This window comes from Bythopirellula goksoeyrii (genome assembly GCF_008065115.1).
GTDB classification, from domain to species: domain Bacteria; phylum Planctomycetota; class Planctomycetia; order Pirellulales; family Lacipirellulaceae; genus Bythopirellula; species Bythopirellula goksoeyrii.
This window is the reverse complement of record NZ_CP042913.1, coordinates 5,227,657-5,251,689: the sequence shown is the minus strand read 5'-3', so window position 1 is coordinate 5,251,689 and position 24,033 is coordinate 5,227,657. Positions and strand designations below refer to the sequence as shown.

The following is a 24,033-nucleotide window of genomic DNA, read 5'->3' as shown; positions in this document are numbered from 1 at the left end:
GAGAAGTTCTCATGATGTGCCGATTCGTTTTCGTTCTTTTCGCCTCTTCGCTCCTAGCCAGCGAAACTCTGGGGGCGGTTTCCAAGATTGTATTTTCGGAGAGTTTCAGCGACTACGCTTCACTCTCGACGCAATGGGATCTGGTGGCAGATTCGCCGGATACGAATCTGGATGTCGTGGACTATCGTTTTGTTATTGCACCAACGGCCTTTGGCATTCCTGAAGCCCCGAGCAGTGACCTCCTCTCAGGGCCTGCTCAGACCGGTGCCTATTTTCAAGCCAACCTTCGATCTGGAATGGCCTCGGCAGTCGGGCTTTTGAGTAAAGATGCCTTCGATCTTGTGAGTTTCGAATTGCAGTTTGACGTTTTTCTCTCCACAGGGGGCGAGGCCCTAGCGCAAAATAATGCAACGGAAACTGTGGTGTGGGGAGTGGGAAGGTCTACTACGGAGGCTTTGAGCTATGCCAAACGTAACACGCTCGGTGATGGCGTGTGGGGATGGCTGGCAACCGACAATGGGTTTCTTCAAGAAGATGTTGCCTTGTACCAAGACTCTACTGTTCTTTCTGACCTCGGAGAAACCTTTGATCCTGAGGCTCCTGAGCTGTTTAACACAGCCTTCACTCCTGATCCCGGGATCCCCAACAGTGCTCCCTTGAACGACTGGATCACGGTGAAACTTGTCTACGACGGCACGAAGATGGATGTGTTGTTCAACGATGTGCTTTTTTTCTCCGAACCCATCGTGGGAGAAATTACCGGTCCACTCTATGTAGGCTACGCGGATCCTTTCAGTTCCGTGAGTGGTTCGCGTTCATTCCAATGGGGCGTGATTGATAATGTGATTTTGCGCGACACTTCGATCATTCCTGAACCAACGACGCTAAGTCTGGCTTTGCTGGGCTTGTTCGCCTTTGGGAGACGATCCCTAGGAGAACGGCCTAGAATTGCCTGCTGATTATGACAACAAGTCTGGGCCTATGACGGATGCTTCTCGAATTTTGGCGGATGCCTGCTCAGGCACCTCGGGTGCCGCGGAGAAGCTCTTGCCGCTGGTGTATGAAGAGCTAAGAAAGCTGGCCGCCGCGAAACTGGCTCACGAAAAACCCGGCCAGACTCTCGAAGCGACCGCCTTAGTGCATGAGGCTTACTTGCGGCTGATTGGCTCCAATCCCGATGAACCTCAAGAATGGGATGGTCGGGGTCATTTCTTTTCTGCGGCGGCAGAATCAATGCGGCGCATTCTTGTAGAAAAGGCTCGCCGCAAGGGGCGGTTTCGTCATGGGGGAGACCGTAAGAAGGTCGAATTAGATGATTCTCACGGCGGAAATATTGCCTTAATATCCAACGATGATGTGCTTGCCATTCACGAAGCACTTGGCGATCTAGAACTCGTCGATGGTCAGGCAGCCGAAGTCGTTAAGCTGCGCTACTTTCTGGGGCTGTCGTTCGCAGAGACAGCAGAAATGATGGACATCTCGGAAAGAACCGCCTATCGCAATTGGGCCTATGCACGGGCATGGTTGTTCGACCATCTCGACCCTTAAGCCACAAGGCCGATCGGAATTTTAGATCAAAGTGAATCGGTATGAGCAATGCAAAGTCGGTGTTCCTGCAGGCAATAGAGATCGACGATCCGACCGATCGTGAGGCATACGTTGATGAAGAATGCCAGGGAGACTCTTCGCTGAGAGAAGAGGTGGTTCGCTTGCTGAATGCAGCTCGTGGGGCGGGCGACTTCATGGCCGAACCCGCGCTCAACTTGGGAGAAACAGCAACCTTGAGCCCGATCGCAGAGCGGCCTGGAGCACAAGTTGGCCCCTACAAGCTCATGGAACAAATTGGCGAAGGGGGATTCGGGTTGGTGTTTCTCGCGATACAGGAACAACCGGTCCGGCGCAAGGTAGCTCTGAAGATTATCAAGCCGGGCATGGACTCGCGGGAAGTGATTGCCCGATTTGAAGCGGAACGCCAGGCATTGGCACTGATGGACCATCCCAACATCGCCAAAGTCTTCGATGCAGGAGCGACCGCCGCGACTCGTCCGTACTTCGTCATGGAGTTGGTTCGAGGAGTTCCCATTACAACCTACTGCGACCAGCACTTGCTCTCCTCGCGCGAGCGGTTGGATTTGTTCCTCTCGGTATGCATGGCCATTCAACATGCCCACCAGAAAGGCATCATTCATCGAGATGTGAAACCCTCGAACATCTTGGTCACCTTGCACGATGGTCAGCCACTGGTAAAAGTCATCGACTTTGGAGTGGCTAAAGCACTCAGTCAGAAGCTCACGGATCAAACTCTCTATACACGGTTCGCTCAGATGCTTGGCACACCACTCTACATGAGCCCAGAACAGGCAGACATGAGTGGCCAGGACATTGACACTCGCAGCGACATCTACTCCTTAGGTGTCTTGCTTTACGAGCTTCTCACCGGCACAACTCCGTTCAACAAGAAGCGGCTCCAGGGGATCGCAGCGACCGAGTTGCGGCGCATACTGTGTGAAGAAGAACCCCCAAAACCCAGTACACGACTCAGCCAGTCCGGAGATCAACTTCCGTCGATTGCTGCTTTGCGCAATACGGAACCCGCAAAACTGTCGAAGCTGGTAAGAGGTGACTTGGATTGGATTGTGATGAAATGCCTGGATAAGGATCGCAAACGGCGGTATGAAACGGCAAACGCCTTAGCGCGCGATGTGCAGCGATTCATGCACGACGAGCCAGTACACGCCTGTCCTCCCTCGGCAAGTTATCGTTTTCGTAAATTTGCCCGCCGTTATCGGAAGCCTCTCTTGGCGGCATCGCTGGTTGCTATGGCGCTTGTTTGCGGGACTGCCGTAAGTATTTGGCAGGCGGTGCGGGCAGTCCGGGCAGAACGCTCGGCCATCGCGGAACGTGATGCGGGCGAATTGGCCCGCCAAGAAGCGATTCGAGGCCAAGAAGAAGCTGAGCAAGCCCGCGCTGAAGAAGCACGTTCTCGCCGCCAAGCGGAGAAAGTGACAGATTTCTTAGTCAGCACCTTCCAAAGTCCCCATCCTCTTCGGGAAGGTTCTGAAATAACGGTGGCCGAGGTTCTTGATCATGGTGAAGAACAACTGGAAGAGGACCTGGCAGATGAGCCTCTCACACAGGCCGCCCTTTTGGACGCCATAGGCAGGTCTCGAACGAGCCTGGGACTCTCGACTAGCTCGATCAAATCGCTTGCGCGCGCCTACGACATACGACGCCAAGAACTGGGCTCCAACCATGCCGATACATTGGCAACTTTAGACGGGTTGGCCTCCGCATACCGTGCCTCGGGTTTGCAACAAAAAGCCATCAAACTCTATGAAGATGCCCTCGCGACAAGGCGAGCACATCTGGGCAGTGATCACCCTGACACGCTCGCTTCATTGCGTAATCTGGCCAACATCTATCACGCAGTCGGCCGAAGGGAAGAAGCATTGAGTCTCTATCAAGAATCCTTGGAGCTTGCCGGCTCCAAGCAACTGAGTTCATCTGAAGACATGGGAGATTCACTAGCTTTTAAGCTTGATGCAATTGAAGCTCAGCAATCAAGAGAAGCTGCCCGCCTCAGAGATCAAATGCTCCAGCATGGTTTTTTCGCTGCGAGCGCGGGTCTTGCCAGTCGCGTCTCAGCAGAAGCCGTGAACGAAGTCATGGATGTCGCGATGAATTTTCATGGTGAGCTTACTCCAGGGGCATTGGACGCGGTTGTTCTAGGTGAGCTTCGACAAACTGCAGGTCAGATGGAAGCTGCGGAGGACGCTTTTCGAACCGCACTCGGCATGGGCGAAATGAGGCCTTTTGTCTACAAGAGCCTGGGCTGGTGTCTGCTTGCTCAGGGAAAGGAAAACGAGGCGAAAGAGAACTTTGAAAAGGCTCTCGCAACATATCGCCAGAGCGACGGGAAATATGATCTTTCACAAGCAGATCCCGATGAGATGACCGCCGCGTATTTTCTCGACTTGGTCACCGAGAAAGAGTACACGGATCACACCGCCGACGATGAACGACTCGCCTGTTTCCCGTGGTTCTACGTAGCACAACGCCGAGAAATCGAAGGCAACCAAGAAGCGGCGATTGCAGCCTATCGTCGGAGTGTGGAATTGGGAGAAAACGAAACGGCTCATCCGGTGTTGGGTCAGGCTCGCTGGCGATTGGAAAAACTTCTTGAGAATGTCGACAAGTGAGTAGTCAGTAGGACAGAAATCACACGCTTTATCGCGACGTGGCTTGAAAGCAAGAAAAGATAGGAAAAAGATCTCAATATTCGTTCGGCGAAATGTATTGTTCGAGCCTTATTATTGCTAACTTGCAAGCACTTGCGACAAAATTGGGCGGACCTTGGCGATTCTCCGAATCATGCCTGTCCATCCAACTCTACAGGCAGGCCAAAATAGCCATTTTGAAGCAGGTCATTTCCCCGCACAAATCCCCTCTTGAACCAACTAGTGAACACCGATATACTATTCGTGCGTACAGTATTTATCGTGCCGCCTGACGGCTTGCATTTCCGCCTTTTCTGATGGATAAAGGGACCCCAGTCATGGTGACAGCAGTAGCTAGCAAGAATTCCACTTCGAATAACAACGCATCTCCGAGAAACTCGATGGCTAAGAAAGCAAAGTCAAAATCCGGCAAGAAAGACGCTCCTTCTCCCGCGAAAAAGCTCTTTTCCGGCAGTATTGAACTCCAAAATACCGTTGCAGCCATCGAAAAGCAGTTTGGCGAAGGCTCGATCATGCCTTTGGGGGCCGAGCAGACTCGCCGCATCGAAGGAATTTCGACCGGCAGCCTGTCAGCCGACATTGCCCTGGGAGGCCAAGGAATCCCGCGTGGGCGGATAATCGAAGTCTATGGCCCAGAATCAAGCGGCAAAACGACCCTGGCTTTGCATGTCATAGCTGAGGCCCAGAAGGCAGATGGAATCGCGGCGTTTATCGATGCCGAACATGCGCTCGACCCCAGTTGGGCCAAGAAACTAGGAGTCGATTTGGAAACGCTGCTTGTCAGCCAGCCGGGCCATGGTGAAGAGGCGATGCATATCACCGAGATGCTCATCAAAAGCAATGCCGTCGATGTGATCGTGGTTGATTCAGTGGCGGCCCTGGTGCCGAAGAAGGAACTCGATGGCGAGATCGGCGATTCGCACGTGGGCCTGCAGGCCCGGCTCATGAGCCAATCGATGCGTAAGTTGACGGGTGCGATTGCCAAGAGCAAGACCTCGGTGATCTTCATCAACCAAATCCGCGAAAAAATTGGCGTGATGTTCGGCAGTCCCGAGACCACGCCGGGCGGTCGGGCACTTAAATTCTACTCTTCTTGCCGAATTGACGTACGCCGCATCGGCCAACTCAAAGATGGCGAAGAAGTGGTGGGACAACGAGTACGGTTCAAAGTGGTCAAAAACAAAGTGGCTCCTCCATTCCGTGTCGCGGAGTTCGACATGATGCACCAGGATGGCATCAGTTATGAGGGAGATATTCTCGACCTGGGCGTCGAGAAAAAGGTACTAACCCGCTCGGGGGCTTGGTTCCGCTATGGCGAAATGCAACTCGGTCAGGGAAAAGAAAAATCACGCATCTTCCTGAAAGAGAATCCGGAGATTACCGAAGAGATCAAACAGTTAGTTCTCGCTGAAGGTGGTTTCGATGACCTACTCACCAGCAAGCCAAGTAGCGAAGTCGAAACTGATGAAGTTCCTGAAGAGGATTTCGAATAGCAAGCGTAAACACTGAAACCTTCGACAAATCAGCGAACGCTCCGGCATTGCAATACCGGGGCGTTTTCACAGCTACATGGTCTTCTGAGGAGGCGGTAGCTGCCCCTCGCGACTCGCGCCGCGTTCGTTGGTTTGCCATACTTTCCCCGTCTCCGGTTCCAATGCCGTTAGCCAACCACCGCCATGGCAGTAGGTGTCGATACAAACCATGTAGCCAAGGTTGAGTATCTCGCCCCGCTTATTCGAAGTGTGTCCGAGAATGGCCGTTCTGCCCGACAGATGGCAAGAGGGCAACAAATCTCGCAGTGATTCCCAGCGGAGCCAGTCCCACGGTTGATCGGAGAGTTTTACATCTGCCAGATAATTTCCATGGGCAAAAAAGAACCCCGAGGTTTCATGGTAGTTGGGCCAGCTGCGCAGAAACTCAATGTGTTCTTCAGGAAGAATGGAAAGTGCTGCACCAGGGCCATAGGCATCTAGAGTTTCCGCTCCCCCATGGGAGAGCCAATCCTGAAGAGCCATCTTCCCGTCTACAGCATCGAGCAACATCTGTTCGTGATTGCCGAGAATTGGAAGTAGTTGGCACGCATCACGTAGTTGCAAGAGTCGCTCGATCACCGCGCGGCTTTGTGGCCCACGGTCAATCACATCGCCCAACACAATGAGTCGATCGTCTTTCCGCAGGTCAATCGTTGAGAGCAGCTTGTCCAGGGCAGCGTAGCACCCATGAATATCGCCGAGGGCTATTGTGCGAGGAGTGGAACTGACTGATTGCGACATGGACGCTTCTAAACGGAGGTGAATGATTTCGACAAGATATCTACGAATGTCCTGTTGGGTGTTGGCACGCTAACCTATACGATTTTGGTTGAATCTAACAACGGCAGCACGGCTGAAACGACAGATCGGCTAGATTGACATTCATCCGTCGAGTAGTACGATAAACCATGCCAATGAGCCCGGCATATTCAGGGGTTCCCACGCATGGTTGCCGGCTTGCACTGAGACGGACCGAAAATTCTTTAGGAGGTATTTCTCCCCGATGTCAGAACCGATCACCCAATTGGAACATGCCCGAGCCGGGACAATTACGCCTGAAATGGAGTTCGTCGCCAAGCGCGAGCATCTAGAGCCCTCAGTAATCCGTGAAGAGGTGGGAGCGGGCCGGATGGTAATCCCAGCCAACCGGGTTCATCTGGAGGGCCGACTCGAACCGATGTGTATCGGCATCGCCGCCAGTTGCAAGGTGAACGCCAATATTGGCAATTCAGCGGTCACCAGCGACGAAGAAGGCGAACTGGAAAAACTTCACACGTCGGTTCACTATGGTGCCGACACAGTGATGGATTTATCGACAGGCAAGAATATCGACGCGATTCGGCTTGCAATCATCGGCGCCTCGCCGGTGCCCATCGGCACGGTGCCGATCTACCAAATGCTCGAAGAACTCGGTGGCGAGATCGAAGAAATGCGTCCTCACCATTTTCTCGACATGGTCGAGCACCAGGCGAAGCAGGGGGTCGACTACATGACGATCCACTGTGGCGTGATGCTTGAGCACTTGCATCTGACCATGAATCGCGTGACGGGAATTGTCAGCCGTGGCGGTTCGCTGATCGCCAAGTGGATGATGGCCCACCGCAAACAGAATCCCTTATACGAATCCTTCGACGATCTGTGCGATATCATGCGGCAGTATGATGTCACCTGGAGTCTCGGCGATGGCCTGCGGCCTGGCTCACTCGCCGATGCCAGTGACGACGCTCAGTTTGCCGAACTTGATGTCTTGGGTGAATTGACCAAGCGTGGCTGGGAGCGTGGCACTCAAGTGATGGTCGAGGGACCTGGCCATATTCCCATGGATCAAATCAAGATGAACGTCGATCGCCAGATTGAAGTTTGTGACGGGGCACCATTCTATGTACTTGGACCGCTGGTAACCGATTTCGCGCCAGGCTACGATCACATCACCAGTTGCATTGGGGCGTCCCTGGCTGGTTGGGCTGGCGCAGCGATGCTCTGTTATGTCACGCCAAAAGAGCATCTGGGACTCCCCGAGCGCGAAGATGTGAAGCAGGGCCTGATCGCTTACAGGATCGCTGCTCATGCCGCCGACATTGCCCGTCACAGACCAGGAGCGCGCGACCGCGACGATGCTTTGTCACGGGCTCGGTTCGCCTTCGACTGGGATGAGCAATTCCGCCTTTCACTCGACCCCGAAACCGCACAAGCCTACCACGACCAAACCTTGCCACAGGACACCTTTAAGAGCGCCCACTTCTGCAGCATGTGCGGACCGAAGTATTGCTCAATGAAGATCACCGAGGACATCCGCGAAATGGCTAAGAAAGGCGAGCTTGAGCTGCCTGTAGTGGCCAAGTCTTAAGAATCACCACGCAATTTTAGAGGTACGACTCACAAGTAATGTTGGGTCAACTCGATTGGGAGAGAAGCCATGAGATTTTCACTATGTTTTGCGCTGATGTTAGTCGCAGTCGCTGGTTGCCAGAAAGCGGCAGATACTGCAACAGACAGCACGGTCACAGCGAGTCCTGCCGCATTCAACGTTGCGGGCGCCCCCACGGTCGAATTCAAAGTGCCTGACATGATGTGCGAGGAGTCGTGTGCAAAGGCGGTGCATGATACGCTGGCCGCTCAGCCTGGCGCGGAGGATGTTATGGTCGATTTCCCGAATCGCTTGGCGACCGTTGCTGTCGATCAGGAGACATTCGATAGCCAGGCAGCGCTGGCCGCACTCTTGGACAAACAATTCACCAAAACTGAATTGGTGGGAGCTGAGGGCAACAAATCGGACGACGAAAACAACCTCTAACAGGCGTCGGCGTAAGCCGATGGTTTTCCTAGTGCTGAATATCACCTCGCATCTAGCACCTCACTCTTGGGGTGATAGAAAAGCACAATGGGCAGCATCAGCACAGCAATAAACAAGAACATGGTGCTACGTGGCCATTCCTGACGCGAGATGAGTTCCGAAAACGCCCAATACAGGAACGCCGACATCAGAACGCCGATCCAATTCGCCTGATTCATCACGGCAATCATGCGACCTTTCTTATCATCCGGAGGTCGCGACTGCAGGAACACTTGCAGCGGCACGGCAAAGAATCCCGTGAATACGCCGAGCAACAGGAGCGTCGGTAAGCTCCCCCAAAAGCCGAGCCATTGGCCTCCTTCACCTAGTCCAGGTAGATGAACAAGCTTGCCGTCGGCGTCTTTGAGCAGTTGTAAATCGCCATGCGCGGGGACGGCCATCAACAGCAGGGTGATCAGCATCCCGATGCTGCCGATTCGTATCAGAGTGAAATTCACCTTCCCTCGTGAAATAAGCCCGCCGATTGCACATCCCAAGGCAATACCAAGCCCAATGATGCCGGCCAGGATACTCGTATATTCATCGCCGAGGGCCAGTTCGACTTTCCCCAGGATATTCACAGCCGAAGGGACCATGCCGGCCAAGAGCCAGAAGGCGCTAGAGACTGCAAGCGCCATCAGCAGCGGATGATCCTTCCGTAGTAGCTCGCGCATATCCGGTGGCACGGTGAACGACGATGCTTCGCACTTTAGGTTGGGATTCGCCGGGGGGACTTTGCGAACGAATAGTGATGTAATCGTACCCGCGACAGCAATCGAGATGCACACGGCCGAACCGACCCACAAGCGGTCACGGAATTGTTGCAACAGAAAGCCGGCGACGACCGTGCCAAAAATGATCGCGAGGAACGTCGTCATCAGGATGAACCCATTCGCCCTCGGCAAGTCACTTTCACGAAGCATTTCCGGCAGAATTCCATATTTGGCCGGCCCAAAGAATGCGCTTTGTGCAGCCATCAGAAACAAGACCACATAGAGGAAGGTCAAACTATCACTCTTCGAGTAGACTGCAAACGCCACGCCTCCCAATGCCATCGCAACGATTTCGGCCACCTTGCAAAGAATCACGATGCCCCGCTTGCCATACTTGTCCGACAAGTACCCCGCGATTCCCGTCAGCATCAAGAATGGCACGACGAACACAAACATCGCCAGCCACTGATTATCTTCCGCCGCGCCATCAGCGTTCGCCGCAGTGGTAATCGACAGCAGCAGGATCAGTTGCTTGAACAGATTGTCATTGAATGCTCCGAAGAACTGGGTAATTGTCATCCCCCAAAAGCTACGGTCCGCGTAAAGCGAAGGCAGGGCTGAGGTATCGAGATGGTCGGTGATGCTTTCGGAAGTAACTTCTGCGCTAGACATGAGACAGATTATGGGTCGACCCGTGCCATGCGGCAAGATGAGTTGCTATGATAGGAAACGGTCCGAATCCGGCCCTCCAGCAACTTTTGCCAACGAACAGGAGCTAAGATTCATGGTTAATGCAGAACTCTTAGAGCAAGACGGGATCCTCGTCATCAAACCAGAAGCCCCCCTAGCCGAGGAAGATTTCAAATCAATTGGATCCCTTGTCGATCCCTATATCGAGAAGCACGGCAAACTGAATGGCATTCTCATCCAAGCCGAGAACTTCCCCGGCTGGCAGAATTTTGCCTCGTTCGTCTCCCACATCAAATTCATTCACGACCACCACAAAACCGTAGCTAAGATCGCTGCGGTCTCCGATAGCAAGTTTTTGGAGATTGCGCCCAACATCGCCAGTCATTTCGTGAAAGCCGAAGTGAAGCACTTTCCGGCGGGCGAGTATGAGGCGGCGATGGAGTGGTTGAAAGCATGAACACAAGGCTTGGGACCCGAGGGCTCAAGCAGTAAGGGAGCAATACTCATGGTGGCACCAGTCGCAGCCAAAAGTAGTCAATCTGAGATTGATGACGTTGAATTATCAACTTGGACGAAGATTCTTCGCATTCAATGGGTTTGTATAATTGTCGCTCTGTTTCCATATAGTTCATCTGTAATCGGTCAAACGGCGGAACCGAGATCACTAGTTTTTGAACTTGATCCTGAAGGAGACGAAGACGGCAATTTAATGCGAAGCGTGATCATTACTCTTAATGAACGTCTTAATTCCTCTAGTCAAGCTACCGCCTTGAACAATCAAATTCTCAGGATAGATGTCCCAGCAGATGCGAAAATCGATTGGGATTCAATTACTAGACTTGTAACTACAATTGGTACGATTGAATTCAGACTTCTTGCCAACGCCGTTGGAGATAAAGAGATCGTAGATCAGGCTTTACTGCTTTCATCCGATCAGCGAATTGTAAAAATAAAAGGCCGTGAGGTTGCTGAATGGATGCCATACAGTAATGGCGAATGCGCTCCGGTTGATCTGTCCGACAATCGTGCCGTAATAAGACTGGTAGGCAAGGTGCCTCAGGTCTTGTTGCTGATAAGCGACAAGCCGATTGGCGGAGAGTACTTGGTTGCAGCTAATAGTCGTCCCAGTAAAGAAGGATGCAGTCAGCTTGGCTTTACTCTGAATAATGAAGGAAATAAATTACTTGCTCAGCTCATAGGCAGTCATCAATCGGGCCCATCTCCGCGATTCCTAGGCATGCTCTTGGAGAATCGGCTGCTTAGCATCGTTAAGAGCGAAATGATTTCAAAAGAAAAAGGAGGGATGAGCTTCGAAATTCCCAATGATGAAGCTGAACTCGCAATTGCCATTGTACTCTCTGGCATATTGCCGTGTCGAATTGTGGAAGTTTTTGAGCCAGCTGATGCCGACTAAGCAATGGGTGGAACATGCACTCGTCCATGGCTGGGGACAACCACTATCAGCCAATCCCCGGCGAACCCGACTTGATCTTCTCGATCACTTCCGGCAGCGGATACTCGATGATTGGCAATTCTTTGCCAGCCACTTCTTTGAGCCGGTGCCAACCTCGGGTGAAGAGGGTTTCTTGTTGGCGGACGAATTCGGGGTCGAGGTTGCGTTTATCGAATGGGCCTTCGCGGAAGACGGGCTCGAAGTCGTCGGCGATGATGTATTGCGCTAGTTCTGGGTTGCAGCGGATGTGGCGTTCGGGGGTGGTGTGCAGCACCTCGGGGTCGAGCATGCCGACGATGTAGCGCAGGTACATATCACTCTCGGTCAGATTGGCCACGTCTTTGCCGCAGACTTCACAGAGATATCCTTCGTCGCATTTGGCCATTTTGAAGCTCTTAGCGGTTAGCTATTAGCAATTAGCCAGAAGGGTGCGGGTCGGTTAACTCTCTCTGGCTAAAAGCTAACGGCTAACTGCTAAACGCTAACAGCTACAACCCCAACACGTCGTTCATACTATACAGGCCAGGTGGTTTGTCGATGATCCAATCGGCAGCGATCAGGGCGCCTTGGGCGTAGCAGTCGCGGTTGGAGGCGGCGACTTTGAGTTCGATCGTCTCGCCAAGCATGCCGAAGATGATGGTATGTTCGCCCGGGTTATCGCCGGAGCGGAGTGCGTGGTAGCCGATCTCGTTGCGAGGGCGCTCACCTGGCCTACCGTGGCGGCCATGGATGTGCGACTCTTGGCCCATCGCCTCGGCGACGATCTTGCCGAACCGCAGGGCCGTGCCACTGGGGGCGTCTTCCTTGAAGCGATGGTGCCGCTCGATGATCTCAACGTCCACTCCTGTCGGCAGATCGCGCAAGGACTTTGCGGCAGTCTCTGTGAGCTTCATCAGCAAGTTCACCGCAGGACTCATGCTTGGTGCCCAAACAATGGGAATCTTTCGGGCCGATTCGCGGATGTAGTCGTCCTGCGGAACATCAAAGCCGGTCGTGGCGATCACCAGGGGTTTATTGAATTCCAGGCAGTGCGTTAGCACGGCGATGGCTGCATCGGGGACCGAGAAATCGATCACCACGTCGGCGTCGGATTCCCCTACCACCGCTAGCGGGATGCCAAGTTTACCCACGCCGGCTAGTAACCCAGCGTCTTGCCCTTGTGCCGGGTGCGTTGCCGATTCCAACGCGGCAACAATCTGATAACGACTATCGGCACTCGCCAAGGCGACTACTCGTTGCCCCATGCGTCCTGCTGCGCCGTGTACTGCGATTTTCATGGCCATCCTCAGTCAATCCTTGGAAACCATTGCCTTCCGGCGATGGCTATTAGGGAAGCTAACTTTACTCATCTAATCCTACATACCGAAAGCTTACGCACCCGGCTCGCCTGTTGAAGAGCATTTAACTATTCAATTGTATCGCCTGAACAATCTCTTGGAGATCATTGGCAACAGCTACTGCACGATTGGCGAATTCGGCTCGTTGGACTCCTCGGCTTCCTAGCACACGGTTGAATTCGTCTTGATCGGTTGTGTGGTAGGCGACCGTCGCGGTGGGATCCTTAAGTTGATGCCCCGTGAGAATACAGACCACCCGATCGGACGGGGCGATGACCCCTTCGGCTGAGAGCATTTTGGCACCGGCGACACTTGCCGCACTTGCTGGCTCGCAGCCCAGGCCGTGGGCTCCAACTTGTGCCTTGGCGTCGAGGATCTGCTGGTCGGTCACTTCGCGGACGACCCCGTCGCAAATGTCGAGAGCCCGCAGGCACTTTTGGTAGTTCACAGGGCGATTGATCTCGATAGCGCTGGCAATGGTCGAAGCGCGACGGTGGCTCTTGTCTAATTCCTCGTAGTAATTGGCTGCAGCACCGCGGTCGATATCACCATCATTCCAGCGCTGGCCATTCACTTCGAACAATTGGTAGAGCGTGTTCGCCCCCGCGGCGTTGATGATCCCCAGGCGCGGCACCCGATCGATGAGCCCCAGCTCCTTGAGTTCCATGAAAGCCTTACCAAAGGCAGAACTATTGCCCAGATTCCCCCCCGGCACGACGATCCAGTCGGGGACTTCCCAATCGAGGCCTTCAAGCACCCGATACATGATCGTTTTTTGCCCTTCGAGCCGAAAGGGATTTACGCTGTTAACCAGATAGATGCCAAGCTGCTCGCTCACTTGGCGGACCCTCAGCATGGCGTCGTCGAAGTCACCGGCGATCTGCAAGGTGAGAGCCCCGTAGTCGAGTGCCTGGGAAAGTTTGCCATAAGAAATCTTCCCCGAGCCGATGAAGATCACGGCTTGCATCAGCTTGCTCACGCCGCAATAGAGTGCCAGCGAAGCACTCGTGTTGCCAGTCGATGCGCAAGCGGCTCGCTTGGCTCCGATGGTATGGGCATGGGTGAATGCAGCTGTCATGCCGTTGTCCTTGAAGCTGCCTGAAGGGTTCATCCCTTCGTACTGCAAGAACAACTGCCCAGGGTTGAGGCCAATATACTTGGCGACACCATCCGAGGGTGCCAGGATCGTTTGCCCTTCGCCGATGGTGACGATTTTCTCTGGCGGTGCGAATGGCAACAAGTCGTGAAAGCGCCAAACGCCGCTCCGGCAAAGAGGCTCATTGCGACGGGACCATTTCTTTTCGAATTCTCGGAGAGTCTTAGGAACGGGTAACTGGTCCCAATCGTAGGCGATATCCAATAAACCGCCGCAGGATTTACATGCAGTGAGGACTTCGCCAATGTCGTACGTCGCACCACAATCAGGAGCCAGGCATCGCTGAAACGCCTGGTCGGTGTTAGTTTTCACCGAATTAGCCACATGAACTCCGAGATTACTTTGCGCACAGCATTTGTGTTGGGCCGGAACAAGCCGTGCGCAGTTCCGGCAGAAAAACCCAGTCTAGTGCGGGCTACATTCTCCTGCAACTCAAGACAAATGGGACCTGTAGGCCGTGAGCAAGCCGCGCGCATTTCCGGCAGCGAAAACGCGAAACGCCCTTCCCATGTCGGAACTGCGCACTGCTAGTTCCGGCCTACGAAAACAAGCTGCCAATTCCTTCATAAATTTCGCGAAGGAGTGGCTGCAAGGCATTATACCGCAACAGGTTAGGTCCTGGAGGGAGCCGTGGAAAACGTTTGACGCGGTCAAACTGGCTCGTTAAAATAACGGGTCTGGTCTCCATCGCACGTAGTACGCTGGGGGTGGTCATTATTTCGGAGAACATTGATGAATTCAGCTGATATGAAGGTTTACAAGGAGCGACTAACCCTGCTCCGTTCCCGGTTGCGAAACGATGTGACGTCGATGACTGACGAGGCATTAGGAAGTGAGAATCACGAGCCCTCGAGCATGCCAATACACATGGCGGAACTTGGAAGCGACAACTTTGAGCAAGAGTTTACTCTGAGCCTGCTGGCGACTGAAGAAGATACCCTTGGTTCCATTGAAAAAGCCCTAACTCGGATCGAAAACAAGACCTACGGCACGTGCGAAGAATGCGGCGGAGTGATTCCAAAGACGCGTCTCAACGCATTGCCACACACCCCCCTCTGTGTCAAATGTGCTTCCTCGCGTGAGTCAAAAGGGCTGGCAGCAGGATAACTCCCTGGAATTCTGCTTGGAGCAGACGCCACCCACATTCGAGGCAAAGTGAGGAGTATGGAACATTCCTTGAGTCTCTGGCCCCGACGGGTGCTATGGTTTTGCCTGCTCGCTGCGGCGGGTTGCATTGCTGATCTGTGGACCAAGCAAGTTGTCTTCGCTAGCTCTGAGCTGTTCCACGGCAGCGAGTGGTGGCTGATCGAGGGGCACGTCGGCATCCAAAAAAGCCTCAACGAGGGGGCCTTGTTCGGCATGGGGCAAGGCAAGGTCTGGCTCTTCGCGGTCTTCTCGATCCTGGCGGCCATCGCGATTCCCGTCTGGCTGTTCTACTATCGCGCGGCTGAGGATTTCTGGCTCACCACCGCCTTAGGTTGCATCATGGGAGGCGTGCTGGGCAATTTTTACGATCGGGCGGGATTTTCGGGACTGACCTGGGATAGGTTTGATCCCACACGCCAAGGCGATACCATCTACGCTGTGCGCGACTGGATTCTCTTCCAGGCGAGCGACCAATGGGTCTGGCCGAATTTCAATATTGCGGATGCGCTGCTGGTGTGCGGAGCGATCGGCTTGGTGCTGCGCTCGTTTTATCTGGCGCCGGATGAGGACGATCCCAAGAAGGACAAGGTTTCTTGAACTCATGTCCCCAGAGGTGCCCGTCCGCTTCACAACTGCCGCGCAGTGAATTTGGGGGCATTGCTGAATAACTCTCGCAGTCGCCACCTGATCTTCGGCGACGTTTCCTGCTAAAACTACGGTATGGAACACATACGTAATTTCTGCATTATCGCCCATATCGACCATGGAAAGTCGACTCTGGCGGATCGGCTTATCCAAACTTGTGGGGGCATTTCTCTGCGAGACCTGCATGAGCAGATGCTCGATTCGATGGACATCGAACGCGAACGGGGCATCACCATCAAGAGCAACACGATCACGCTCAACTATTCCGCAGCGGATGGCAAAGACTACCTGCTCAATCTCATTGACACGCCTGGTCATGTCGATTTTTCCCATGAAGTCCGCCGATCCTTGATGGCGTGCGAAGGCGCCTTGATCATTGTCGATGCCTCGCAGGGAGTCGAGGCACAAACGGTCGCAAATCTGTATATGGCGTTGGAACACGATTTGGAACTGCTGCCGATCATCAACAAGATCGATTTGCCGTCGGCAGATATTGAGCGAGCCCAAGAAGCGATCGATGCGGAGTTGGGGCTCGATCCGTTCGCTGCGATTCCGATTTCCGCGAAGAATGGCGTCAATATTGAGAAAGTGTTGCAGGGCATTGTCGAGAAATTGCCCCCTCCTCAGGGCGATCCCAAAGCACCGCTAAAGGCGCTCGTGTTTGATGCGCACTTCGACAAGTTTCGTGGCGTGATACTGCAATGTCGTGTAATGGAAGGGACGCTCAAGCCGCGGGATGTGATTCATTTTATGCATGCGGACCGGGACTTTAAGGTGGATGAATTGGGCTACAACCAGTTCCAACTCAACCCCCGTAAGCAACTCAGCGCAGGAGAGGTGGGCTACATTGTAGCTGGGGTTAAAAGTGTGCAGGATATCGAAATCGGCGATACGATCACACTCGCCGACAGTCCAGCGAGCGAGCCAATCCCCGGCTATCAGCCAGCCCGGCAAGTTGTGTTCTCTTCGATCTATCCCATGGATACGGGTGAGTACGAGGATTTGACAAAGGCTTTGGAAAAACTCGCGATCAATGACGCGGCTTTGACCTTTGAGAAAGACAGTTCGGCGGCCCTTGGTTTCGGATTTCGTTGCGGCTTTCTTGGCCTGCTGCACCTGGATGTCATTCAAGAACGCTTGCAGCGTGAGTTCGATATCGGGCTGGTCATCTCCGCCCCCTCGGTGAAGTACAAGCTGACCATGAGGGATGGTTCAGAGATGGAGGTGGATAACCCGAGCTACTGGCCCGATCCGATGTCGATCGAGTCTGCCAGTGAGCCGTACATCAAGGCTTCGATTATCACTCCCGAAGAATATGTCGGCCCTGTCATGGAACTGTGCCGCGAACATCGTTCGGAGAGTCAGACGATGAACTACCTGTCGGCCAAACGTCTGGAAGTGACCAGCGTTATGCCACTTGGCGAGGTGCTGTTTGACTTCTATGGCAAGCTGAAAATGCTTACCCGCGGCTACGGTTCTCTCGACTATGAGCCGATCGAGTATCGCACGACGGATGTAGTGAAAGTCGATATTTTAGTCAACAAAGAGCCTGTCGATACGCTTTCGTATCTCGTGCACCGTGACAAAGCTCGTAGCCGTGCACTGCACTATTGCGAAAAGTTAGCCAAGGAGATTCCTCGCCATCAATTCAAGATTCCTATCCAGGGCGCGATTGGTGGCGAGATCATTGCGCGAACCACGGTCGCCCCCTTCCGCAAGGATGTTACCGAGAAACTCTACGGAGGCGATGTGACACGCAAGAAAAAACTGCTGGAGAAGCAGAAAAAAGGCAAGGCCAAGATGAAACAATTTGGCAGCGTGAACATCCCGCAGAAGGCGTTTGTCTCGGTGCTGCGCGCGGATGATGATTAAGGGGAGCAGTGATTTAGAGTATCAACATGCAATCGAATCGAAACAATCCAAATTCACTAGGCATCACCGGCGACTCCAAGCCCAACGTTCCCGTCTTTGTTTGCCTAGTTTATGTTCACAAGAATGAAGACGCAACGGTGACCGGAAGAGTGGCGAATTTGGCTGGGATCGAAGCGAGCGGCAGTTCGGAGCGTGATGTGTTGGGCAAAGTGATGCGGGAATTCAAGTCACGTGTTGTAAAAATGTTTGAAGCGGGACAGGAGATTCCTTGGATTGATCCACCCGAACCGCCCCAGCAAAACGAGCAAATTCGCTCGATTCCCATGCACTTATAGTTTGGCTACCCGGCGAGCCGTAAGCGTTAGCGCCCGGAGAAAATGCGAATTGCTCCGGGCGCTAACGCTTACGGCTCGCCAGAGAAATAGTTGACAGGCGTACACTTATCCGATAGAATTAAGGCCATGCGTCACTGGCTCCTCACAAATACGACCTATGGCACTTGGCTTCCCGGCAATGAGCGTGGTTCGGTAACTTCAGTACGAGATCGACGCCCAGGTGATCCGGATGTCGTCTCACGTATAGAGCACGATCGGCCAAGCGAGCCGTGGGAGGAACATTTACCAGGAATTCAACGAAGTTCGACGGCTTTGCTGAAATGTCCGCCGATTCTTCTATCCCAGGCAAAAGCGGAGCTGCTTCTGCCTCAATTTCAAGAGACGGCCGCGCATCGCAACTGGGAACTTCATGCTGTAGCGATCATGAGTAGCCACTTTCATATGGTAGTCACAGTATCCGGTGATCCCGACCCCAAGCGAGTATTGACTGACTTCAAGGCGTATGGAAGTCGAATCTTGAACCGGACCTATGAAAAGCCCCTTTCAAAAACATGGTGGACCATGCGAGGCTCGACCCGCAAGCTTGCAACACTCACCGCACGTAGCGCAGCGATTCACTACGTGCTCTACAAACAGCCAAACCCCCTGATCGTCTGGTCAGCAGAACACGGAAGACTCATCTAGGCGAGCCGTAGGCGTTAGCGCCCGGAGAAAATGCAAATTGCTCCGGGCGCTAACGCTTACGGCTCGCCAGAAGAGATGAGATACCGGAAACCCTTGTCTCAGGAGAACTGCAAAGTACGTCGGTATTGGTAGGGAAATAATCAATGAACAATTTCCAATGACCAAGTTCGGCAGGAATCTTGACTGTTTTGGTCATTAGTACTCGGAAATTGGGCATTTGCAATTCGGTGTATTTTGACTTTGCAGTTCTCATGACCCGTGTCAGAGATAAGTTGCATCAGCCAGCAATGCTGCTAGACTAACTAGGTTCGGAAATGCCCACCCACAGGTTGTTAGGCGGTGACTTTGAGTGGCAGAGAATCGTGCCAAAGTGTTTTCTCCTAACGGAATCAACTTTCCATGTGGATGCATGCAACCTGCTTTCTTGACTTTAATATTCCGGTTGCAACTCCCTTCTTGTTCATGCTGCGACCGCGCAGCGGGTGGCAGCAATGGGTCGGACGTGAACAGTATGTTTTGACCCCAAGCGTCCCTGCGGTCGAGTTCACCGATCCGTTTGGTAACCTTTGCCAGCGGTTGGTGGCGCCACCCGGGCAATTCTCCGTCCACACGTCGGTTGATATCGAATCCGCCGATTTCTCCGATACCGCTCCTGGGGCTCCGTTTGTGGAGGTGCAGCTCTTGCCCGACGAAACGTTGCCGTTCCTTCTGCCAAGTCGGTATTGCGAATCAGATCGTTTCAGCCAGATGGCGTCTTCAATCGTCGCGGGTTGGGCGCCTGGGTACGATCAATGCGCCGCAATCGTCGATTACATTCGCCGGACAACACAGTACACGCCCGGGGCGGGCCAGGAAATTATCAGTGCGTGCGAGGTCAATCAGAGATCGCAGGCCGTCTGCCGAGATATGGCACATTTAGGCATCGCTTGTTGCCGCGCGCTTTCGATTCCGGCGCGCATGGTTGTGGGATATCTCGAGAAGCTGCAGCCGATGGATCTGCATGCCTGGTTCGAGGCCTATGTCGGAGGGAGATGGTACACATTCGATCCAACACAAGACGACCTCCAAGGTGGACGAGTGGCAATCGCCTATGGTCGAGATGCGGCCGACGTCGCCATCTACACACAGTTCGGCGACCCGGTGGAATTACTTGGCATGGAAGTCACGGTCGAGCGAATGGCAGCGCCTTCTTACTGAGTTGCCTTCGCGGTTAAGGTTTCTGAGCCGCCGCTTTGGTGCCGTGCGGCGAGGCGCCGATGTTGGCGCCGGGGATCACCTTCCAGCCACAGGTTGCTTGACCTATTTGGAGTCAAATGTTCTTTCTTCTCCCTTGAGAATGAAGTTCTCACCTGCAGAAAACGTCGAAGCGAGAAGTAATAATTCCGCTGTTTTAGGGTATTTACTTGTGTTTAGGATGTCGAACATCTATATTCGCTGCATAGAGTTCCCCTTTCCCAACACTTCAATTGGGAGTTCCTATGTCTAGTATGTTACGGAAGCTTTATGTGGGTCTGTTTCGCGGACTCCTAATCTGTTCGACATCTCTTCTCCCGACCGCACCGGGAATGGCGATCACTACCGAGTGGACGGGCTCAGATGGAAACGGTGGAAGTGGAACCTTCCAAAACAGTTCACATTGGGATGCTGGAGTCCCTGATGTGGGAGATCGAGCCCAGTTTTTTGAGAACGCCATCCCTGTGGTGGTCTTCACAGGCGATGCGGTTTCTGATGAACTGACGGTCACAGACGGCACAGTTTTTTTTGAGAGTGATTCCTCAACGCTCCGCACGTACACACTCGCCACAGGACCAGCCGACGCTAACATTAGTGGCGGCACGCTGCAAATCGGCACAGCTCTCAAACCTGTCTTTCTGAATCTGCCTAATGTTAGCTCTGATGGCGGATTGAATGTGAGTGTGATGAACATTGGCAGTCAAGCGGATGGCACTGTCTCGGTGGTAGGGGTTGATTCGCGGCTCGATGTGTTGGGGGCTACTAACCATAGCCTGGGCTTTAGCGGCAACCACGGCGTACTGATCGTATCTGACAACGCGTTGGCAAACTTTGGTACCGTCGGCAGCGGTGGCACACTCAACCTTGCCGACTCGGGCAATGGTGGAAGCCAAGCGACAGTGCTAGTCGATACCGGTGGCATTCTCAACGTCGGAAATTTAGACATTGCCACTCTCACGTCCAACGCCACCGGCACATTGATTATCGACGGCAGTCTATCGTCAGTGAATCAAACCCTTAGCGGCGCGAATCTCACGGTCGGAAGCGCTTCGGGCGGAATGGGCACTATTAGAATCGAGAATGGCGCATCATTCACAACCGGCACAGGAACAACGACGATCAATGCGACTGGGACAGTGAATGTTGGTATCGTCGGCGATGGAGCATTTGATGTTAGGGGACCGGTGAATATCAACGCTGGATCGCTCAACGTTGGCGATTTCGATGATTTTCAATTTGCCAACGGCCAGACACTTATTGCGTCAAATAACGCGCAGCTCAATTTTGGCCGTTATCTTCTTGGATATGGATCGACTTTTGAGATCAACTCGGGTTCCGATTTCATGGTTGCAGGGGACCTCGGCATGGGGTTACTTGGTGAGGGAACGCTTACCGCTCGTGAATCAGGTAGCAATGTCTCTGTGACGGGAGCATTGCAGTTGGGATTAGGAAGTAATACGGCCACCGCGACGTTTGGTGATGACTCGAATGGTACTTTCGAGGAGATCGCATTGGCCGACACATCCACTTCCGGAGCGGTTGGCACTCTTTCGGTTGAGAGTGGCGCTCACATCGATACAGGATTGATCGCGATTGCCACGAAGGGGGGTGACGCTCTCGGCACACTCAATGTAGAAAATGCAACTGTGATCCAAGACTCCGGATCGCTCACAATCGGCAGTGCGACGGGCTCAGGAACGGGCACATTGAACATCAGAACTGGTGCCCAGTTTGAAACGCAGGTTGGCGTTACGACGATTAACTCCACCGGATTACTGAATCAAACCGGGGGTGAGTTCATTGCCTTCGGTGGCGTTGATGTGAATGGTGGTAGCATCGAAGTCAGCGGAGGGTTGTTTGACGTGGGTGTTGGCACTAATCTCACTGCAACAAACAACGCTCAATTGAACTTTGCCGAAGGTCCCCTGATTCGCAGAGGAAGTACTTTCGAAATAAGTACAGGTTCGGATCTTTCCGTGACCGGTGCCTTCACGATGGGGTTTGGTGACAGCGCGACAGATACGTTAATCGTGGATGGTAGCGGCTCAACATTCGCAGCCGGCAGTGGCACCCATTGGGGAGATCAAGCAGGGAGCGCACTGGTCACACTCCGCAATAATGCTTTCGGCATCTTCTCGGGAACACTAGAAATTGGCTCAAACGATCTTTCGACAGCAGGACAGCTAGATATCGAAATGGGAGCAGTTGTAACGGCAGAAGCACTTACGATCCGCGAGACGGGCACAGTCAACGTAGGACTAACCGGCGATGGCACGCTCAATACCAATGGACCAGTGCTTGTGGACGGTGGCATACTGAACGTCAGTAGTATCTTCTATTTCGATTTAGCCGATGGGCAAACACTCACCGCCTCGAACAGTGCCCAATTAGATTTTGGTTCCTACCAAATTGACGATGGAACGAGGTTTGAGATCAACAGTGGTAGCGACTGGTTGTTGGATACGCTTCAGATTGGCATTGGTGAAAATGGAATGCTGATCGTCGAAGGTCCAGGCTCAACTGTCACTACAACCTCCGCTAGCTTTGCCAGATGGGGCTTTCTGGGGAATGCCAACATTACTTTCCGCAACGAAGCAAGCGGTGATTTCGGAGACATCCGGTTAGCAGATTCGAGTGATTCAGTTAGTAGTCTCTCGATCGAATCGAACGCCGACCTAGTATTGAACGATCTCGACATCGCCACAAGTAACGGCGGTAAGGGCACTCTCACCATCATCGGGAGCGGCTCGACGCTCACTCAAACTGGCGATTCGACGCTTAATCTCGGCAACGAGAGTGAGACTGGCTCGGCTACGATCAATATCGTTAATGGCGGCGTGTACACCACAGGTACCGGTACGACTACGATTAACGGCACCGGCACGTTGAATATTGGCAACGCCGGTGTTGGCTCGTTCAACGCGAATGAAGACGTGGTGGTTGTGGGGGGCCGGATTAACAAATTCACTAGTGGCAATTTAAACCTTGCCGCTGGTAAATCAGTGACGGCTTCCGAGGATGCGGTGCTGAATTTCTTAGGCCAATATATTGTGAATTCAGGAAACCGGTTTGAAATTACCTCGGGTGCTGATTTTCGAATGGCTGGGCTTTTCGTTATCGGAACAGTCACCGACGGTGAACTGATCATCGATGGCCCCGGATCCGAATTAATAGTCGCTAATCATGCATATTGGGGACTCAATGGCGGTAGCGCAATCGTCACGTTGCGCAACAATGCAACCGCCCAGGTGGACGGCAGTCTCGTTCTTGGCAGTAGCGATGTCGGCTTGAGCTCGGGGATATTCAGAATTCAGTCGGGTGGACAGTATAACAACACCTCTGGCGACACGGTGATCGATGCTACGGGGCAGCTCTCAATTGCCGGTGGCACCCTCAATGCGAAGACAATTGACCACACCAACGGTGGTTTATTCATTTTCGTGGGGGGCACGCTTAGCGTTGGAACATTCCATGGTGATCTCACCAACATTGGGGGCATTTTAGCCCCGGGATCCTCAGCCGGCGGCACCACAATCGTGGGCGACTACACACAACAAACTGGCGCTGCACTCGAAATTGAAATCGGTGGTACGCTTCAGGTAGCGGAGTTCGACTTCGTAAACGTGACAGGAACGACACTCTTGGATGGGGATTTACAGCTTGCCCTGCTTAATGGTTTTGTCCCCGACCCCTCCGATTCGTTTACCATCCTCTCAACAAGCGTCTTGGCCGGTTTTTTCGACAACGTCGCTTCTGGTGGGCGGCTCAGCACGATCGACGGTCTCGGCTCGTTTGAGGTAACGCTCGACTTTAGTGCCGATCAAATTGTGCTAAGTGATTTCGAATCTTCACTCTCTGCCGACGTTGACTTAGATGGTGATGTCGACGGTGCGGATTTCCTTATGATTCAACGTACCAATCCTGCATTAATTTCTCAGTGGCAGACTCAACATGGTATGAGTCAGTCGACAACGGTTACCGCTGCTGTTCCTGAACCATCAACGCTACTTGTATTGACTCTTGTTTTCCTCGCAAATTGTTGTCGACGCAACTATTCACTTGCATGACCAACGGTGGAGATTGTAGGCCGTCAAAATGATTGCGTCGTCAACTCCATTTGCGGGTAGCTACTCCAGAGGAAGCCTTTTGCGAAGAATCAATATTCT

The 24,033-nt window shown here is 53.3% G+C and carries 20 protein-coding genes; 15 read left to right on the top strand and 5 right to left on the bottom strand.

Features of this window, described 5'->3' with window-relative positions; genetic code table 11:
• Positions 1 to 11: 11 nt before the first annotated feature.
• From Pr1d_RS20705 to recA, 4 genes are all read left to right on the top strand, one after another.
• Positions 12 to 959 carry a hypothetical protein gene (locus Pr1d_RS20705; protein WP_148075304.1) on the top strand — a complete coding sequence of 316 codons (948 nt, stop codon included), beginning with the start codon at positions 12 to 14 and terminating at the stop codon, positions 957 to 959.
• Between the two features lie 22 nt (positions 960 to 981).
• Positions 982 to 1,548 carry an ECF-type sigma factor gene (locus tag Pr1d_RS20700; protein WP_148075303.1) on the top strand — a complete coding sequence of 189 codons (567 nt, stop codon included), beginning with the start codon at positions 982 to 984 and terminating at the stop codon, positions 1,546 to 1,548.
• A 41-nt stretch (positions 1,549 to 1,589) separates the two neighbouring features.
• On the top strand, positions 1,590 to 4,199 hold the full coding sequence (locus Pr1d_RS26390; RefSeq protein WP_148075302.1) for a serine/threonine-protein kinase: 2,610 nt from the start codon (positions 1,590 to 1,592) through the stop codon (positions 4,197 to 4,199).
• 419 nt (positions 4,200 to 4,618) lie between these two features.
• Positions 4,619 to 5,731: a recombinase RecA gene (gene recA, locus Pr1d_RS20690; RefSeq protein ID WP_148075301.1), complete on the top strand. Its 1,113-nt coding sequence runs from the start codon at positions 4,619 to 4,621 to the stop codon at positions 5,729 to 5,731.
• A 72-nt stretch (positions 5,732 to 5,803) separates the two neighbouring features.
• Here the strand turns inward: recA and Pr1d_RS20685 are convergent, their stop codons facing one another.
• Positions 5,804 to 6,511, bottom strand: a complete 708-nt coding sequence (locus tag Pr1d_RS20685) for a metallophosphoesterase (RefSeq protein ID WP_148075300.1) — start codon at positions 6,509 to 6,511, stop codon at positions 5,804 to 5,806.
• 274 nt (positions 6,512 to 6,785) lie between these two features.
• Between Pr1d_RS20685 and thiC the strand changes: the two genes are divergently transcribed.
• Together thiC and Pr1d_RS20675 are read left to right on the top strand one after the other, a co-directional pair.
• Positions 6,786 to 8,117: a phosphomethylpyrimidine synthase ThiC gene (thiC, locus tag Pr1d_RS20680; RefSeq protein WP_148076470.1), complete on the top strand. Its 1,332-nt coding sequence runs from the start codon at positions 6,786 to 6,788 to the stop codon at positions 8,115 to 8,117.
• A 69-nt stretch (positions 8,118 to 8,186) separates the two neighbouring features.
• Positions 8,187 to 8,564: a heavy-metal-associated domain-containing protein gene (locus Pr1d_RS20675; protein WP_148075299.1), complete on the top strand. Its 378-nt coding sequence runs from the start codon at positions 8,187 to 8,189 to the stop codon at positions 8,562 to 8,564.
• A gap of 41 nt (positions 8,565 to 8,605) precedes the next feature.
• Here the strand turns inward: Pr1d_RS20675 and Pr1d_RS20670 are convergent, their stop codons facing one another.
• Positions 8,606 to 9,988, bottom strand: a complete 1,383-nt coding sequence (locus Pr1d_RS20670; protein ID WP_148075298.1) for an MFS transporter — start codon at positions 9,986 to 9,988, stop codon at positions 8,606 to 8,608.
• 112 nt (positions 9,989 to 10,100) lie between these two features.
• On the opposite strand from Pr1d_RS20670, the gene Pr1d_RS20665 reads away from it, so the two are divergent.
• Together Pr1d_RS20665 and Pr1d_RS20660 are read left to right on the top strand one after the other, a co-directional pair.
• Positions 10,101 to 10,463, top strand: coding sequence for a SpoIIAA family protein (locus Pr1d_RS20665; protein ID WP_148075297.1), 363 nt, complete (start codon positions 10,101 to 10,103; stop codon positions 10,461 to 10,463).
• 48 nt (positions 10,464 to 10,511) lie between these two features.
• On the top strand, positions 10,512 to 11,420 hold the full coding sequence (locus Pr1d_RS20660; protein ID WP_148075296.1) for a hypothetical protein: 909 nt from the start codon (positions 10,512 to 10,514) through the stop codon (positions 11,418 to 11,420).
• 46 nt (positions 11,421 to 11,466) lie between these two features.
• On the opposite strand, the gene Pr1d_RS20655 is transcribed toward Pr1d_RS20660, so the two are convergent.
• The 3 genes from Pr1d_RS20655 to thrC form a co-directional block, all read right to left on the bottom strand.
• Positions 11,467 to 11,844 carry a hypothetical protein gene (locus tag Pr1d_RS20655; RefSeq protein ID WP_148075295.1) on the bottom strand — a complete coding sequence of 126 codons (378 nt, stop codon included), beginning with the start codon at positions 11,842 to 11,844 and terminating at the stop codon, positions 11,467 to 11,469.
• 103 nt (positions 11,845 to 11,947) lie between these two features.
• Positions 11,948 to 12,736 carry a 4-hydroxy-tetrahydrodipicolinate reductase gene (gene dapB, locus Pr1d_RS20650; protein WP_238476552.1) on the bottom strand — a complete coding sequence of 263 codons (789 nt, stop codon included), beginning with the start codon at positions 12,734 to 12,736 and terminating at the stop codon, positions 11,948 to 11,950.
• Positions 12,737 to 12,860: 124 nt separating this feature from the next.
• Complete coding sequence (thrC, locus tag Pr1d_RS20645; RefSeq protein ID WP_238476551.1) at positions 12,861 to 14,264, bottom strand: threonine synthase; 1,404 nt, start codon at positions 14,262 to 14,264, stop codon at positions 12,861 to 12,863.
• A gap of 420 nt (positions 14,265 to 14,684) precedes the next feature.
• Between thrC and Pr1d_RS20640 the strand changes: the two genes are divergently transcribed.
• The 7 genes from Pr1d_RS20640 (at position 14,685) to Pr1d_RS20610 (ending at position 23,934) form a co-directional block, all read left to right on the top strand.
• Positions 14,685 to 15,059: a TraR/DksA family transcriptional regulator gene (locus Pr1d_RS20640; RefSeq protein ID WP_148075292.1), complete on the top strand. Its 375-nt coding sequence runs from the start codon at positions 14,685 to 14,687 to the stop codon at positions 15,057 to 15,059.
• A gap of 57 nt (positions 15,060 to 15,116) precedes the next feature.
• On the top strand, positions 15,117 to 15,695 hold the full coding sequence (locus Pr1d_RS20635) for a signal peptidase II (RefSeq protein ID WP_148075291.1): 579 nt from the start codon (positions 15,117 to 15,119) through the stop codon (positions 15,693 to 15,695).
• A 123-nt stretch (positions 15,696 to 15,818) separates the two neighbouring features.
• Positions 15,819 to 17,615, top strand: a complete 1,797-nt coding sequence (lepA, locus tag Pr1d_RS20630) for a translation elongation factor 4 (protein WP_148075290.1) — start codon at positions 15,819 to 15,821, stop codon at positions 17,613 to 17,615.
• A 26-nt stretch (positions 17,616 to 17,641) separates the two neighbouring features.
• Positions 17,642 to 17,950 carry a hypothetical protein gene (locus Pr1d_RS20625; protein WP_148075289.1) on the top strand — a complete coding sequence of 103 codons (309 nt, stop codon included), beginning with the start codon at positions 17,642 to 17,644 and terminating at the stop codon, positions 17,948 to 17,950.
• Between the two features lie 126 nt (positions 17,951 to 18,076).
• Entirely contained in the window at positions 18,077 to 18,634 is a 558-nt protein-coding gene (locus Pr1d_RS20620; RefSeq protein ID WP_148075288.1) for a transposase, read from the top strand.
• Positions 18,635 to 19,033: 399 nt separating this feature from the next.
• Positions 19,034 to 19,831 carry a transglutaminase domain-containing protein gene (locus Pr1d_RS20615; RefSeq protein WP_148075287.1) on the top strand — a complete coding sequence of 266 codons (798 nt, stop codon included), beginning with the start codon at positions 19,034 to 19,036 and terminating at the stop codon, positions 19,829 to 19,831.
• Between the two features lie 281 nt (positions 19,832 to 20,112).
• Complete coding sequence (locus Pr1d_RS20610) at positions 20,113 to 23,934, top strand: beta strand repeat-containing protein (protein WP_148075286.1); 3,822 nt, start codon at positions 20,113 to 20,115, stop codon at positions 23,932 to 23,934.
• Positions 23,935 to 24,033 lie beyond the last annotated feature (99 nt).